The sequence below is a fragment of the Bradyrhizobium sp. SZCCHNR1043 genome (assembly GCF_032489675.1).
Lineage (GTDB): Bacteria > Pseudomonadota > Alphaproteobacteria > Rhizobiales > Xanthobacteraceae > Bradyrhizobium.
Genome location: NZ_JAUEYN010000006.1, coordinates 346357 through 361253, shown reverse-complemented (window position 1 = coordinate 361253; position 14897 = coordinate 346357). Strand labels below are relative to the sequence as shown.

General features: G+C 66.3%; 11 protein-coding genes. 5 read left to right on the top strand and 6 right to left on the bottom strand.

Annotation, left to right across the window (positions count from 1 at the left end):
• Nucleotides 1-23: 23 nt before the first annotated feature.
• Nucleotides 24-374 (bottom strand): hypothetical protein, encoded by a 351-nt coding sequence (locus tag QX039_RS13265; protein ID WP_315736808.1) that lies wholly within the window; start codon nt 372-374, stop codon nt 24-26.
• A 319-nt stretch (nt 375-693) separates the two neighbouring features.
• On the opposite strand from QX039_RS13265, the gene QX039_RS13260 reads away from it, so the two are divergent.
• A complete protein-coding gene (locus QX039_RS13260) occupies nt 694-1482 on the top strand; it encodes a L,D-transpeptidase (protein WP_315755100.1) in 789 nt (262 codons plus the stop codon).
• A gap of 53 nt (nt 1483-1535) precedes the next feature.
• Here QX039_RS13260 and QX039_RS13255 read toward each other — a convergent pair whose 3' ends face one another.
• The 4 genes from QX039_RS13255 to QX039_RS13240 all read right to left on the bottom strand — a co-directional run bounded on the left by QX039_RS13255 (nt 1536) and on the right by QX039_RS13240 (nt 7830).
• Nucleotides 1536-2561: an ABC transporter permease gene (locus QX039_RS13255; RefSeq protein WP_315755099.1), complete on the bottom strand. Its 1026-nt coding sequence runs from the start codon at nt 2559-2561 to the stop codon at nt 1536-1538.
• Between the two features lie 12 nt (nt 2562-2573).
• Nucleotides 2574-4076, bottom strand: coding sequence for a sugar ABC transporter ATP-binding protein (locus QX039_RS13250; RefSeq protein ID WP_315771413.1), 1503 nt, complete (start codon nt 4074-4076; stop codon nt 2574-2576).
• Nucleotides 4077-4089: 13 nt separating this feature from the next.
• On the bottom strand, nt 4090-5043 hold the full coding sequence (locus tag QX039_RS13245) for a sugar-binding protein (protein ID WP_316178606.1): 954 nt from the start codon (nt 5041-5043) through the stop codon (nt 4090-4092).
• A gap of 507 nt (nt 5044-5550) precedes the next feature.
• On the bottom strand, nt 5551-7830 hold the full coding sequence (locus tag QX039_RS13240) for a fused MFS/spermidine synthase (protein WP_315771411.1): 2280 nt from the start codon (nt 7828-7830) through the stop codon (nt 5551-5553).
• Between the two features lie 200 nt (nt 7831-8030).
• Between QX039_RS13240 and QX039_RS13235 the strand changes: the two genes are divergently transcribed.
• Complete coding sequence (locus QX039_RS13235) at nt 8031-9632, top strand: NAD(P)/FAD-dependent oxidoreductase (protein WP_315771409.1); 1602 nt, start codon at nt 8031-8033, stop codon at nt 9630-9632.
• A 132-nt stretch (nt 9633-9764) separates the two neighbouring features.
• Here QX039_RS13235 and QX039_RS13230 read toward each other — a convergent pair whose 3' ends face one another.
• On the bottom strand, nt 9765-9929 hold the full coding sequence (locus QX039_RS13230) for a Flp family type IVb pilin (RefSeq protein ID WP_315736801.1): 165 nt from the start codon (nt 9927-9929) through the stop codon (nt 9765-9767).
• A 268-nt stretch (nt 9930-10197) separates the two neighbouring features.
• On the opposite strand from QX039_RS13230, the gene QX039_RS13225 reads away from it, so the two are divergent.
• The 3 genes from QX039_RS13225 to QX039_RS13215 all read left to right on the top strand — a co-directional run bounded on the left by QX039_RS13225 (nt 10198) and on the right by QX039_RS13215 (nt 14794).
• Nucleotides 10198-11094: a 50S ribosomal protein L11 methyltransferase gene (locus tag QX039_RS13225; RefSeq protein ID WP_315771408.1), complete on the top strand. Its 897-nt coding sequence runs from the start codon at nt 10198-10200 to the stop codon at nt 11092-11094.
• Nucleotides 11095-11573: 479 nt separating this feature from the next.
• Complete coding sequence (locus tag QX039_RS13220; protein WP_315771407.1) at nt 11574-13397, top strand: aminopeptidase P family protein; 1824 nt, start codon at nt 11574-11576, stop codon at nt 13395-13397.
• A 119-nt stretch (nt 13398-13516) separates the two neighbouring features.
• Nucleotides 13517-14794: a multidrug effflux MFS transporter gene (locus QX039_RS13215; protein WP_315771406.1), complete on the top strand. Its 1278-nt coding sequence runs from the start codon at nt 13517-13519 to the stop codon at nt 14792-14794.
• Nucleotides 14795-14897 lie beyond the last annotated feature (103 nt).

Genomic DNA, 14897 nt, shown 5'->3' with positions numbered 1-14897 from the left:
GGCATCGGGGGCGGCGTTCCAGCTCAGCGGTAGCAGTGGAAGCGGCCGTAGCCATCGCGGTATCCCCGGCAGTGATAGTGCCGGTGGTAATAGGAGCGGTGTGGAATGCCGAGCACGCCCTCGACGGCGCCCACGGCTCCGCCGACACCCGCACCGACCGCGCCTCCGACGACGCCGCCGACCGGGCCGGCGATGCGGTTGCCTTCGTGGGCCCCTTCATGGGCGCCACGGATGATGCCCTGGGCATGGGCGAATTGCGGCAGCGCCAGCCAGGCCAGCGCCAGGATGACCAGCGCGAGCGCGGCGAGCAGATAGGTCAGCTTCTGCGGCGCGCGATCGTCGAGCACCGCCGTCTTGGCCTTCATCGTCAGCATTTTGAATCCTGGAAACCGCATGGAGGAATCCTTGAAACGCGGATGCGGCCAAAAAGTTGCGCGGTCGTGACGAATTGGACCGATTAGAGAGGTCCTAAGCGCCGGAATGAAAGGCCATCCGCGGGTCGCGAAAATGTCAGCGCCGATGAACGCGGGGAGCCTTTGTCCGGTCCCTGCCCGCCATTAAGGTTGAGGGGGCCCTCGGCTGGAACAAAGCCCGCAATTCCGACATAGTGCAGGCTGAGGCGATGACCTGGGCGTTGTCGAAGTCCCGTTTGAGGTCTCTCCACAGTCGAGGGCCCTGGAGGCCAGAGGTTAGATGCGTACCATCCTTTTTGCAGTTGCCGGCTTCGCCTTTCTGTCGGCCACGCCAGCTCTGGCCAAGATCGACATCACCGTCGACAAGAACAACCAGATCATGACGGTCGCCGTCGATGGCGTCGAGCGCTACCGGTGGCCGGTCTCGACCGGCATTCCCTCGCGCGAAACGCCCAATGGCTCGTTCCGCGCCTTCCGCATGGAAGCGGATCATTTTTCCAAGGAGTTCGACGACGCGCCGATGCCGCACTCAATCTTCTTCACCAAGGTCGGCCACGCCATTCACGGCACCGATTCGGAGGGCCGGCTCGGCACCCCCGCGTCTCACGGCTGCGTCCGGCTGTCGAAGGCGAATGCCACGACGCTCTACGACCTGGTGCAAAAGGACGGCGTGCTCAACACCACGGTGACCCTGACCGGCTCGGCCGAGGTGGCGCTGGCGCGCAATCCACGCCGCGGCACCGCTGTTGCCCGCCGCGACGTGCCGCAGCAGTATGACGACAGTGGCGAGCCGGTCGTGCTGACGCCGCAGCCACAGATGCTGCCGGGACGCCAGGTCGTTCCGCAGCAGCGGCCCGATGACGGCTACATCTATCCCGCCGACGGCAGCGACAACGGCGTGCGCTATCCGGCGCCGCGCGGCACGGCCCGGCGCGTCTACGACGCGCAGGCCTATCCGCAGCAGCAGCAGTACGATTACCAAAACGGCAATCCGAGCTATGCGCAGCCGCGCTATTACCAGCCGCGCTCTTATTATCAGCCGCGCGGCTACTACACCTATCAGGACTGATTGCGCATTGATCCTCGCGGCCGGGCGCTGTTACGCAGCGCATCGGCGCCTCCTCACTCGGCGTTGACCCGCTCAAGCGAGGCGGACGCGCGATCGGCGCTGGCCTGCCCGCGGGCCGTCGGCATGCGCGTGCGCCGCTGCACGAAATACTGATCGGCCAGCACGCCGATCAGGATCACCGTGCCCATCACGGCGAAATTGAGCGAGCTCGGGATGCCCAGCAGATTGACCAGGTTCTGCAGCATCTGCAGCAGGATCGTGCCGAGCACGACGCCGATGACCGAGCCCTCGCCGCCGCGCAGCGAACAGCCCCCGAGCACCGCCGCCGCGATCGCATAGAGCTCGTAGAACGAGCCGTGCACCGCCGGCGAGATCGAGCGGGTGTACATCGCGAGCAGGACCGCTGCCAGCGCTGTCAGCCCGCCGCAGATCACATAGGCCGCGATCGTGACCCGATCGGACCGGATGCCGGAGTAGCGCGCCGCCTCCTCGTTCTTGCCGACCGCGTAGAAATAACGGCCGTACACCGAGCGGTGCAGCACCAGCCAGGCGATGCCGGCCACGATGACGAGCGCCACGACGCTATGCGGCAGCGGAAAGCCGAGGACATCGGTGCGGCCGGCGGCCAGCCATTCCAGCGCCGGGAAGCTTGCGCCATAGCCGAAGCCGGCGGTGGCATCCTCGGTGTAGTAGCGCGCCGCGCCGCGGTAGATCAGCAGCCCGCACAGGGTCACCACGAAGGGCTGGATGCGCATCTTGGTGACCAGCGTGCCATGGACCAAGCCGATGGCGATGCCGCCGGCGAGGATGAGGAACAAGGCGGCGATCCAGTCGACGTCCCGGTTGACGATGAGGTCGATGAACAGCACGCCGAGCAACGCGATCACCGAGCCGACGGCGAGCTCGATGCCGCCGACGATGATGACGAAGGCCTCCGCGATCGAGAAAATGCCGAACATGCCGACCTGGTTGGCGGTATTGGAGAGGTTGCCGACCAGCAGGAAGCGCGGGTTGATGAAGGCCACGACGGCGCCGACCACCAGGATCAGGATCAGCAGGCTGAGATCTTTCTTCTGCACGGGCGCCCTCGCTCAGACGGTATGGCCGACGGCGAGCTGAAGCACGTTGTGCTCGCTGAACTCGTTGCGGGCCAGGAAGCCCGAAATCATGCCTTCATGCATCACTGCGATCCGGTCGCTCACCCCGATCACCTCCTCCATGTCACTCGAGATCATCAGGATCGCGACGCCGGAATCCGCCAGACGCCGCAGCATGTCGTAGATCTCCTGTTTGGCGCCGACATCGATGCCCCGGGTCGGCTCGTCGAAGATCAGGACCTTTGGCCGCATCGACAGCCATTTGGCGAGCACGACCTTCTGCTGGTTGCCGCCGGACAAGGTGCCGACCGAGACCTTGACGTCGGACGCCCGGATCTTGAGCCGTTCGCGCTGCCGATCGGCATTCTCGGTCTCACGCCTGATGTCGACAAGTCCAAAGCTGAGATAGGAGGCGAGATCCGGCAGCGAGATGTTCTCGGCGATCGACAGGTCGAGCAGCAGGCCGCAAGCCTTGCGGTCTTCCGGAATGAGATAGATGCCGCGATCGATCGCCGCGCGCGGCGTCGAGATGCGGATCGGCTCGCCCTCCAGGCTCATGCCCCCGGCCAGCAGCGGCTCGACGCCGAAGATGCCGCGCGCGAGCTCGGTGCGGCCGGAGCCAACGAGACCTGCAAGCCCAAGGATCTCGCCGCGCCGGAGCTGCAGGCTGACGGCCTGGTTGGGATAGGTCGCGGTCACGGCCTCCACCACGTCGAGCACGGCTTCGCCGGGCGGCGCGGCCGGCGGCACGTAGAGCGACCGCAGGTCCCGGCCGATCATCAGCCTGATCATCGCGGCAGGACTGAGCTCGTCTCGCGTCAGCGCGCCGACCATGCGGCCGTCGCGCAGCACAATGGCGCGATCGGCGCATTGCATGACTTCGTTCAGGCGATGCGTGATGAAGATGACGCTGACCCCGTCCGCCTTCAGGCCGGCGATGACCTGCATCAGCCGCTCGGTTTCCGACAGCGTCAGGCTGGAGGTCGGCTCGTCCATGATGACGCAGCGCGCGTCGAGCGACAAAGCCTTGATGATCTCGACCAGCTGGCGCTGCGCCAAGGACAGCTCGGCGAGCGGCGTATCCGGCTCGAAATCAGCGGCGAGGCGCGCGATCAGCGGACGCACCTTGGCCCGCAGCGTCTTGCGGTCGATCAGCCGCAGCGGGCCGCCATAGACCGGCTCGCGGCCGATGAAGACGTTGCCTGCGACATCGAGATTGTCGAACAGGTTCAGCTCCTGGTGGACGAAGGCGATGCCGGACGCGATCGCGTCCGCCACCGTGTAGCTGGTCCGCGCCACGCCATCGATCCGGATCGTGCCGCTGCTCGGCTCCACCACGCCGCCGAGCACGCGCATCAAGGTCGACTTGCCGGCGCCGTTCTCGCCGACCAGGGCGATCACCTCGCCGGGCGCGACCGACAGGCTGGCGTGGTCGAGCGCGACCACGCCAGGATAGGTCTTGCCGATGTCGATCAGCTCAAGGAAGGGCTCGCGCACGCCGGCCGTCGCGTCACTTCTTCAGCATCTGCTTCATCTGCGCCATGAAGTCGTCGACGTTGGACTTCTCGATCACCTTGCCGGGCACGATGATGATGCCGTTGGCCGGAACGCCGGACTTGTCGCCCTGCACGACCTTCGCCATCAGCTTCATGCCCTGATAGCCCCACTCGAACGGCTGCTGCACTACCGTGCCCTCGATCGCGCCGTCCTTCACGCCGCCGAGCGTGATCGGATCCTCGTCGAAGCCGATGACCTTGATCTTGCCGAGCTTGCCGGCCTCCTTCAGCACCTCGTAGATGCGCGGCGTGTTGTAAGAATAGAAGCCGACCAGACAACTGACGTCCGGCATCGCCGCCAGGATGTCCTCGACATTGCGCTTGGCCCGGGTCTGGTCGATCTCGTCGCCGCGTACGTCGACCAGCTCGACCTTCGATCCCTTGATGGTCGCCTTCACGCCTTCGATGCGCTCGCGGGCGTTGTCAGCCCCGAGCAGGCCGACGAAACCGACGCACTTGCCGCCATTCGGCAGCGCCTTCAGCATCAGCTTGCCGGCATCCTTGCCGAGCTCGGTATTGGAGGAGCCGATATAGGCGATGCGCTTCGATTGCGGAGCGTCGCTGTCGGTGGTGAAGAGCACCGTCTGTGCGGCAATCTTGTTGAGGTGCTCAGTCTGGTTCTTCGGATCGACGGCGCTCACCATGATTCCGGCAGCCCCGGCCGCGACGAGGTCATCCAGCATCCGCTGCTGCACGGCGGCTGCCGCCTGCTCGGGATATTTGAGCTGCAGGTTGTAGTTGGGCAGCTCGCCTTGCGCCTTCTTGACGCCAGCTTCGGCGATCTTCCAGAAGTCGGACGCGCCGTTGACGACGAAGGCGAGGACCTTCTTGTCCGCGGCTCCCGCGGAGCCGAGACCGAGCGCCATCGACAACAAGGCAGACGCACCGGCAATCCAAAGACGCTTCATTGAACCCCTCCCATGTGAAGCCGGCCTGCTTTGATGCGGCCGGCATTTTGTAGTCGAACGATATCTAGTCGCGAACAATCATCTCTCGTCCGAACCGCTGGCTCCGCCCGGACGAACAGCACCTCGATCTGGACAGCGTCCGCGCGATCGTTCGCTCAGGGCGAGACGACCAGACCGGTCCCTCACCGCTCAGTTTGCGATCCAGCTCGACTGCGCGTGCGTGCCCCAACCCACCCATTCGAAGACGCGCAAAGTACCGACTTCAAATGAGGTGCGCACCTCAAGGTAGCATGGTCATGACGGGCACGCAACAGAGGCCCACGCAGAAAGCGCGTAACCACTGCGTTTTGCGATGCGGTACAGCAAAGTCGGCGATCAGACGCTCGAGAAATCGATGCGGCAATGCAACCGAGGCCCGCCACTGACGAGGCGCGCACCTCTTTGGGCGCAGACGCCATCATCACGACGATCCGGGCCCGGCGACGTCGAACGGCGGCAGTGCCCCTGTTACTCTCCGTCGCGCAGCCGCCGATACACGGCGCCGAGAATGTTCGAATAATCGTCGGTCCAGACCCGCTCGCCGTCGGTCGGCTCGGTTTCGGTCCACTTGTCCGAGGAGGCCAGCGTGCCGACGTCGGCGTCCTCGCGCGCGCTGATGACGACGTCGGTGGAGAAGATGTACTCGTCGTCGCGGCCGGAGTCCTCGTTGTAGACCCAGCTCTTCAGGTCGTTGGCGTCGGCGATGCCGACGACGACGCTCTCCAGCTCCAGATGCCGATTGGAGACGTGCATCACGACGGCGCCCTGCGGCGCCAGCTTGGCCTTGTAGATCGCCATCGCCTCCTCCGTCGCCAGATGGATCGGAATCGCATCCGAGGAATAGGCATCGACGATGATGAGATCGTAGGCGCCGTCCGGCTCCTTGGCGAAGGTCAGCCTGGCATCGCCGATGACGGGCTTGAAGTCCGGCGCGCAGTTCCTGATGTAGCTGAAATATTTCGGGTCGCTGGCGGTATCGACCATGGTCTGGTCGATCTCGAAGAATTTCCAGCTCTCGCCGGGCTCGGCTGCGCAAGTGAGCGTGCCGGCGCCAACGCCGATCACGGCGACCTTGAGCGGCGCGCCCTTGCGCTCCCGGATCGCGGTGATGGCGCGGCCGATGCCGCCGTCCTTGTGATAGTAGGTGATCGGCTCGGGCCGCCCCGTCACCTTGGAGCCGTCGGCGTTGAGATATTTCTGCGCGCCGTGGATGGTCGTGCCATGCATCAGCACGTGATAGTGCCCGTCGGAGGTCACCACGATCTTGTGCACGCCGAAGAAGCTGCGCACCGTCTCGACGCGGCCGTCATCGGCCGGATAGGCGCGGATCAGGACGAGCGCGAGCGCGGCCGTCGCGAACACTTTCCAGCGGCCACCGTTCAGCAGCAGAGCGAGCAGCACGGCGAGCACGCCCACGGCGCCCGCGACATAGACGCGGTGGTCCTCGAGATAGGTCGTGAGCTTGCCGGTCATTCCGGCGGGCACCAGCAGCGCGGGGGCAATGACCGCGAGCAGGAGCCAGTACCAGCGCGTGATCCGTGGCAAGCGCTCATTGGCCGCCGGCCGGCACAGCGCCGCCAGCGCCAGCAGGATCGGATATTCGGCAACCCATGAGAAGGTGAAGGGGGCGATCAGGCCGGCGAACAGGCCGCCGACCATGCCGCCGAACGACAGCGCGACATAGAAGCCGGTGAGATATTTGGCCGGCGGGCGCGTGCGCGCGAGCTCGCCATGGCAGGCCATGGCGATGATGAAGAAGCAGAGCTGGTGACCGCCGAGCGTGAGCGCGAGATTCTGCTCGCCGCCGAAGGCGAGCAGGACGACGACGCCGGCGATCGCAAGCGGCTGCAGCGCCAGCATCCATTTGTGCGGCAGCAGCGGCCGCGACTGGAACACCAGCACCCAGGTCAACAGATAGAGCGACAGCGGCAGCACCCATAGCAAGGGCGCGGCCGCGACGTCGGTGGAGATATGCGCCGTCACCGCAATCAGCAGGCCGGAGGGCACCGCGGCCAGGAAGATCCAGCGCAGACGCAGCAGCCAGCGTGGCGCCGGGGCATTGCTGTCCCCGGTGTGCAGCAGGCTCGTGACGATCACCGGCGACCGCAGCAGCAGGACGCCGCAGCCGGCGATCAGCGCGATCAGGAGGCCATAGCCGCCGGTCCAGATCAGGTTCTGCACGCGCAGGCTGAAGATCGGCTCGATCAGCAGAGGATAGGACAACAGCGCCAGGAAGCTGCCGATGTTCGACGATGCATAGAGGAAATACGGGTCGGGCGCGGCCGGATGACCTGAGCGCACGAACCACGCCTGCAGCAGCGGATTGTTGGCAGCGAGCGCGAAGAACGGCAGGCCGATCGACACGGTGAACAGGCCGAGCAGCCAAAGCCCGTAACCGGAGCTGGGCGGGTCGCCCCAGCTGCTCGCGATCGACAGCGGCAACGTCAGGATGGCGAAACCGAGCAGCAGCAGATGAATCGCGATCGGGAGCACCCGGCTGGGCAGCTGGGTGAGAAAATGCGCATAGGCATAACCCGCGAGCAGCAAGGTCTGGAAGAACACCATTGCCACCGACCACACCGCCGGCGAGCCGCCGAGCCGCGGCAGCACCATCTTGGTGAACAGCGGCTGCACCGAGAACAGCAGCAGCGCGCTGACGAAAATTGCGGCGGTATAGACGACGAGCACCAGCCGGTTGCGTGCGGCAGAGGGCTGAGCGACGGCGACGGGCGAGGCGATTGAGGTCATGACAACTCCGGCAGCGGCGCGGCCGGCATCAGATGCCAAGACCGGACCGCGATGAGCAGACGAGACATAGCGGATCGCAGGGCGGTATGGCGAGGAGCTGAGGCAAAATGGAGTTTCCCTTGACGTCGCAGCCATCCGGCGCGACAGCACCAGCCGAGGTTCCCGGTGCGGGTCATTAAACAGGGCTTTTTGAAGCTGACATGAATGAAACCGAGGTCATCATCATCGGTGCCGGCCATAATGGCCTGACCTGTGCGGCCTACCTCGCGATGGCGGGCCTGCGCGTGCATGTGGTCGAGCGCCGCAAGGTGGTCGGCGGCGCCGCGGTCACCGAGGAGTTTCATCCGGGCTTCCGCAACTCCGTCGCGTCCTACACCGTGAGCCTGCTCAATTCGCGCGTCATCTCCGACCTGAAGCTGCACGAGCACGGGCTGGAGATCGTCGAGCGCCGGGCGCAGAACTTCCTACCCTCGCCCGACGGCCGCTATCTGCTGACGGGCGAGGGTCGCACGCTGGCTTCGGTTGCGCGGCTGAGCGAGCGGGACGCCGACGCGATCGGCCCGTTCTCGGCACGGCTCGAGGCCATCGCGGACGTGCTGCGCAGCCTCGTGCTGCGGGCGCCACCGAACCTAGTCGCCCAGTTCGGGCTGTCGGCGATCCGCGAGGCCTTCAACGCGCTCGGCACCGCCAACACCCTGCGCGCACTGTCGCTGGAGCAGCAGCGCGACCTGCTCGACCTTTTCACGCGCTCGGCCGGCGAGATGCTCGACGAGATCTTCGAGACCGACCTGGTGAAGGCGCTGTTCGGCTTCGATGCCATCGTCGGCAACTATGCCAGCCCCTACGCCGCCGGCTCGGCCTATGTGATGCTGCATCACGCCTTCGGCGAGGTGAACGGCAAGAAGGGCGTCTGGGGCCATGCGATCGGCGGCATGGGGGCGATCACGCAGGCGATGGCCGGGTACCTGAAGGAGCTGGGAACGCTGGTCGAGGTCGAGGCCGGCGTGCGCGAGGTGATCGTCGAGCGCGACCGCGCGGTCGGTGTCGTGCTCGAGGATGGCCGCACCATCCGCGCCCGCCATGTCGTCGCCAACGTGAACCCGAAGCTGCTCTATACGCGCCTGGTGCCGGCTGGCGCCGTGCCCGCGCCGTTCCTGAGCCGCATCAGGAACTGGCGGTGCGGTTCGGGCACGTTCCGCATGAACGTGGCGCTCGACCGGCTGCCCTCGTTCAGCGCGCTGCCGGGTGACGGCGACCATCTGTCCGCCGGGATCATCCTCGGCCCGAGCCTCGGCTACATGGACCAGGCCTATCTCGACGCGCGGGCGCATGGCTGGAGCCGCGATCCCGTGGTCGAGCTGCTGATCCCCTCCACCCTCGACCCGACGCTGGCGCCCGCAGGGCAGCACGTCGCCAGCCTGTTCTGCCAGCATGTCGCGCCCGAGCTGCCGGACGGCCGTTCCTGGGACAATCATCGCGACGAGGTCGCCGACCTCATGATCGCGACCGTGGACCGTTATGCACCGGGCTTTGCGGCCAGCGTGCTCGGCCGGCAGGTGCTGTCGCCGCTCGACCTCGAACGCGAGTTCGGGCTGATCGGGGGCGACATCTTCCACGGCGCGCTGACCCTGAACCAGTTGTTCTCGGCCCGCCCCATGCTCGGTCACGCCGATTATCGCTCGCCGCTGAAAGGGCTCTACCATTGCGGCTCGGGCAGCCACCCCGGCGGCGGCGTCACCGGCGCCCCCGGCCACAATGCGGCCCAGGCGATCCTGGCCGACCATCGCGCCCTGTTCGGCTGAGGATAAGGGGTGGAAAGGTGGGCGGGCGTCCGTGTGGACAAGCTGTGGACCTGCCTTCGAGATTCCCCCACCCCAAAAGCAGAAAAACCGGGCGCTGAGGCCCGGTTCTTCGAGAACGCCGTGTCAGGCGGATTACTTCAGCGACGTGTTGATCGACTCGAACTTGCTGCTGAGCGAGCTGCCCAGGCCGTTGACTGCGGCAATGATGGCCAGCGAGATGCCGGCTGCGATCAGGCCGTATTCGATGGCGGTGGCGCCAGATTCATCACGCAAGAACTTCAGCAGAGTGGTCTTCATCTGAACCTCGTTTCCCAACCCAGGAACCGAGGATCATCCGGTTCCCATGACGAGAAAATTAGGCGGCCAGAACCTAAAGTTGAGATAAGGCGCTCTGTTCAAGTTGCAGAGATTCTTTGCGGCAATTGAATCACAACTTTCACGCCGCCCCGCCAGCGGCAAGATACAACCATTGAATGTTCCAACCTGGCAGATTTCCGGTCCTATCGCTTGCGTTGGCAGACAAATCCCTTAACCACGCCGTCAAATCTCGCCAGGATCCACCTTGATGACCTCAACGACCACGCCCGCCACCCACAAGGCCAGCTTCACCGTTGCCGATGAAGCGACCGCGCGCCCGGCCGTCGATGTCCTGACCGAGGTGTTCTTCGAAGGTGATGCCGCGGTCGCGGCCTTCGAGCGGCCGGACGGCCGCTGGGACGTGACGGTTCATTTCGCCGATCCGCCGGATCAGGCGCTGGTGCGGGAGCTCGTCGGCGGGGCGGCGGGCTCCGACGTAGCCCAGACCCTGGCATTCGAAGTCGTCGAGGCCAAGGACTGGGTCAAGGCCAGCCTGGACGACCTCGTCCCGGTGCCGGCCGGCCGCTTCATGGTCCATGGCAGCCATGACCGGCAGCGGGTGCCCGGCAACAAGCTCGGGATCGAGATCGAGGCGGCGCTCGCCTTCGGCACCGGTCACCACGGCACCACGCGCGGCTGCCTGCTGCTGCTCGATCACGTGCTCAAGACCCGCGCGCCGCGACGGGTGCTCGACCTCGGCACCGGCACCGGCGTGCTCGCGATTGCCGCCGCCAAGGCGACGCACCGGTCCGTGCTGGCGAGCGACATCGATGCGCCCTCGGTCATGGTGGCGCGGGAGAACGCCCGGCTCAACGGCGCAGGCCCCCTGGTCCGGGTCATCCGTGCTACCGGCTTCGCCGCCGCGGACTTTGCCCGGTGCGGCCCTTTCGACCTGGTGCTGGCGAATATTCTGGCCAACCCGCTGCGCCAGCTGGCTGCGCCGATGCAGCGCCACCTCGCGCCCGGAGCCTTCGTGATCCTGTCGGGCCTGTTGACCCCGCAGGCACGCGCCGTCTGCGCCGCCTATCGCGCCCGCGGCCTGGTTCCGGTCCTGCATTTGAGAATCGAGGGGTGGAGCAGCCTGTTGCTGCAAAAGCAGCAGTGAGGCGGATCAGCTCATGGCATGGATCGAACCTGCACGCTGGGTGCGGCAAGCTCGCGATTACGTCTTCGGCTGGCTCTGCTGGGAGGTGGAGTCGGACTGACTACGAGAGGCACGTCGAACGCGCGGCGCGACGAGACGATTGACGAGATCCGCCAGCGCACTGCGCGGCTTCTCGGCCGGTGCGGGCGCCGGTCCACTTGGCGCGGGCGCCGATAGTTTTTCGAAGGTAAAAGCAGGCATCGTGCATCCCCTCGCCGTTGAGTTGAGGCACTCCCCGGATCATGCGACCGTGGATGATCTTTACGATCGTGGTCGTCACGTCCATACGTTTCCTCGCCGCATCTCTTTCGGATGACCGGCATGCGACAGCAAATCTTTTTGCACAGGCGAATGCAAGGAGATTCTTCGTGCACTGCACTGTCTGCTGGAGGAGTATTCGTCGCCGACGCGGCAAGATCCACTTCTAAAGTATGAGACCGATGTTCGAAGCTCTGTTCCAGACGTTCGAAGAACCCGAAACCGGCGTGGCGCTGACCGCGCGGCTGGCTGCTCTCCGCGAGGAGCTGGCACGGCGCAAGCTGACCGGCTTCATCGTGCCGCGGGCCGACCAGCAGCAGAACGAGTATGTGCCACCGTCGGAGGAAAGGCTGGCGTGGCTCACCGGCTTCACCGGATCGGCCGGCCTTGCGATCGTGCTGCCGCAGGCAGCCGCGATCTTCGTCGACGGCCGCTATACGCTGCAGGCCGGCAAGCAGGTCGACGGCAAGGCCTGGACCGTGGAATCGCTGATCGAGCCGCCGCCCGAGAGTTGGTTGACGCGACACCTGCAGAGCGGTGACCGCGTCGGCTTCGATCCGTGGCTGCATACGACGGCCGCGGCCGAACGACTGGCCGCCGCCTGTGCCAAGGCCGGCGCGGAGCTGGTGCCGGTCGAGCGCAACCCGGTCGACAGCATCTGGACCGAACGCCCGCTGCCGCCGCTCGGCGCCGTCTCCATCCACGGCGCCGAATTATCCGGCGAGAGCGAGGCGGACAAGCTCGGCCGGATCCGCCAGGAGATCGAGCGGCTCGGCGTCGAGGCGCTGGTGCTGTCCGATTCCCACAACGTCGCCTGGACCTTCAACATCCGCGGCGCCGACGTCTCGCACACGCCGCTGCCGCTGTCCTATGCGCTGGTGCCGAAGACCGGACGTCCGACCATCTTCATTGATTCCCGCAAGCTCTCGAACCTGACACGCGATCATCTCGAGCAGAGCGCCGAGGTGGCGGAGGCGGACGTGCTGACACCGCGCCTGACCGAGCTCGCGCAATCCGGCGCAGCCATCGCGCTCGACAGCGCCACGGCAGCCGATGCCCTGACGCGCCTGATCCAGGACGCCGGCGGCAAGGCGGTGCGCGGCGCCGATCCGGTCAGCCTGCTCAAGGCCGCCAAGAACGCGGTGGAGATCGACGGCACGCGGCGCGCCCATCAGCGCGATGCGGTCGCGCTGGCGCGCTTTCTGGCCTTCATCGATCGCGAGGCGCCGAAGGGCACGTTGACGGAGATCGATGCGGTCGAGGCGCTGGAGAGCTTTCGCCGCGACACCGGCGCGCTCAAGGACGTGTCGTTCCCGACCATCTCGGGCACCGGTCCGAACGGCGCGATCGTGCATTATCGCGTCACCCGCAAGAGCAACCGCCGCATCATGCCGGGCGATCTGCTGCTGATCGATTCCGGCGCGCAATATCAGGACGGCACCACCGACGTCACCCGCACGATCGCCGTGGGCGTGCCGACTGAGGAGATGCGCGACCGCTTCACCCGCGTGCTGCGCGGCCACCTCGCGATCGCACGTGCGATCTTCCCCGATGGCGCCACCGGCGCCCAGCTCGACACCCTGGCGCGGCAGTTCCTGTGGCAGGCCGGCATCGATTTCGAGCACGGCACCGGTCACGGCGTCGGCAGTTATCTGTCGGTGCACGAGGGACCCGCGCGCATCTCGAAGCTCGGCACGACACCGCTGAAGCGCGGCATGATCCTGTCCAACGAGCCCGGCTACTACAAGACCGACGCGTTCGGCATCCGCATCGAGAACCTCGAGCTCGTGGTGGCGAAGGACGTCGCGGGCGCGGAGAAGCCGATGAACGGCTTCGAGGCGCTGACCCTGGCGCCGATCGACCGCCGCCTGATCGACGTCGCCATGCTGACCGCCGAGGAACGGGCATGGCTCGACGCCTATCATGCCCGGGTCAGGGAAACCGTCCGTGCAGCGCTCGACGAGAACGACCAGCGCTGGCTCGATCAGGCGACTGCGCCACTGTAGCGATCCGCGCGCCCTGCTACCAACTGTCCCGCTGCCCGCATGGGCGCATGCCGAAACAGGCATTTCCGCGAAGCGGAAGGCCGCTACAGTCAGGGCGTTCACCTGATTTGAGCGGCACCATGCATGGAATGATCAGCAGACCGCCCGAGGCGGCGCCACCGCGCGCCGTCCCCTCGCGCACCGTGCTGGTCCTCCTGGTCGTCATGACCGGGCTGGCGCCGATCTCGCTTTACCTGCTGGTGCCGGCCCTGCCGCTGCTCGCGACCACGTTCGGGCGCGACGCCTCCGTCGTGCAGATGACGGTGTCGTTCTACATGGCCGGCATCGCGATCTCGCAGCTGCTGCTCGGGCCGCTCTCCGACCGCTTCGGCCGCCGCCCCGTGATGCTTGCAGGGCTCGCGCTGTCGATCGTCGCGAGCGTCAGTTGCATCTTCGCCGACACCCTGCCCCAGCTGATCGCGGCGCGCTTCTTCCAGGCGCTCGGCGGCGCCAGCGGCATGGTGATCAGCCGCGCCATCATCCGCGATCTCTATCCGCGCGAGCGCATCGGCGCGATGATCAGCCTCGTCGTCGCGGTCATGATGATCGCGCAGATGCTGTCGCCGCTGACCGGCGGCCTGATCGAGATCGCGTTCGGCTGGCACGCCATCTTCTACGTCGTCGCCGCGCTGTCGGTCGTGATCGCGATCGCCGTGACCATGGCGCTGCCGGAGACCCGCCCTGCCCGCGTCGAAGGCGCGAGCTTCCGTCGCGACGTCGCCATGCTGGTGAAGAGCCGCGCCTTCCTCGGCTACATGCTGTGCCAGGTGCTGGCCTCGCAGATCATCTTCGCCTTCGCCGGCGGCGGGCCGTATATCGTCGAGGTGCAGATGGGCCGCTCCTCGGCGGAGTATGGCGCGTGGTTTGCGACCACCGGCTTCGCCTATTTCGTCGGCAACCTGTTCTGCGTGCGCTACGCGCCGCGCCATTCGCTCGATCGGCTGATCTGGTTCGGACTGGGGCTGCAGCTCACCAGCGCCGCGCTGAACTTCACGTGGAGCCTGTTCGGTTTCAACCAGGTGCCATCAGTGCTGTTCGGCACGCAGATGCTGCTGATGTTCGCCAATGCCGCCGTGATGGCGAATTCCGCGGCCGGTGCCATCAGCGTCCGGCCGGGCGCAGCCGGCACCGCTTCCGGCGCGATGGGATTCCTGCAAATGGGCGTGGGCGCGCTGACGTCGCAGCTCGGCGCCTGGCTCGGCGGCCATTTCAGCAGCACGCTGCCGCTGACATCAGCGATGCTCACCCTGTCCCTCGCCTGCGCCTGCAGCATGATCTTCCTGGTCCCGCGCACGCAGATGAAGGTGACGAAGGAGCTGATCGAGACGGCGGAAGAGGACGAAGCCGGGGTAATGTGAGGGAGGTGCGTGAGCGACTGCACGACCGCGCGTCACTCTCGGCGTCATACCCGCGCAGGCGGGTATCCAGTAGGCCGAGGCGTCTCGGCCTATGACGAATGCC

Bases quoted from the DNA above. Each gene is read 5' to 3' on its own strand.
- QX039_RS13225 (WP_315771408.1), top strand. From the start codon at position 10,198: ATGACCTCAACGACCACGCCCGCCACCCACAAGGCCAGCTTCACCGTT.
- QX039_RS13245 (WP_316178606.1), bottom strand. From the start codon at position 5,043: ATGAAGCGTCTTTGGATTGCCGGTGCGTCTGCCTTGTTGTCGATGGCG.
- QX039_RS13260 (WP_315755100.1), top strand. From the start codon at position 694: ATGCGTACCATCCTTTTTGCAGTTGCCGGCTTCGCCTTTCTGTCGGCC.
- QX039_RS13265 (WP_315736808.1), bottom strand. From the start codon at position 374: ATGCTGACGATGAAGGCCAAGACGGCGGTGCTCGACGATCGCGCGCCG.
- QX039_RS13215 (WP_315771406.1), top strand. From the start codon at position 13,517: ATGCATGGAATGATCAGCAGACCGCCCGAGGCGGCGCCACCGCGCGCC.
- QX039_RS13230 (WP_315736801.1), bottom strand. From the start codon at position 9,929: ATGAAGACCACTCTGCTGAAGTTCTTGCGTGATGAATCTGGCGCCACC.
- QX039_RS13235 (WP_315771409.1), top strand. From the start codon at position 8,031: ATGAATGAAACCGAGGTCATCATCATCGGTGCCGGCCATAATGGCCTG.
- QX039_RS13220 (WP_315771407.1), top strand. From the start codon at position 11,574: ATGTTCGAAGCTCTGTTCCAGACGTTCGAAGAACCCGAAACCGGCGTG.
- QX039_RS13240 (WP_315771411.1), bottom strand. From the start codon at position 7,830: ATGACCTCAATCGCCTCGCCCGTCGCCGTCGCTCAGCCCTCTGCCGCA.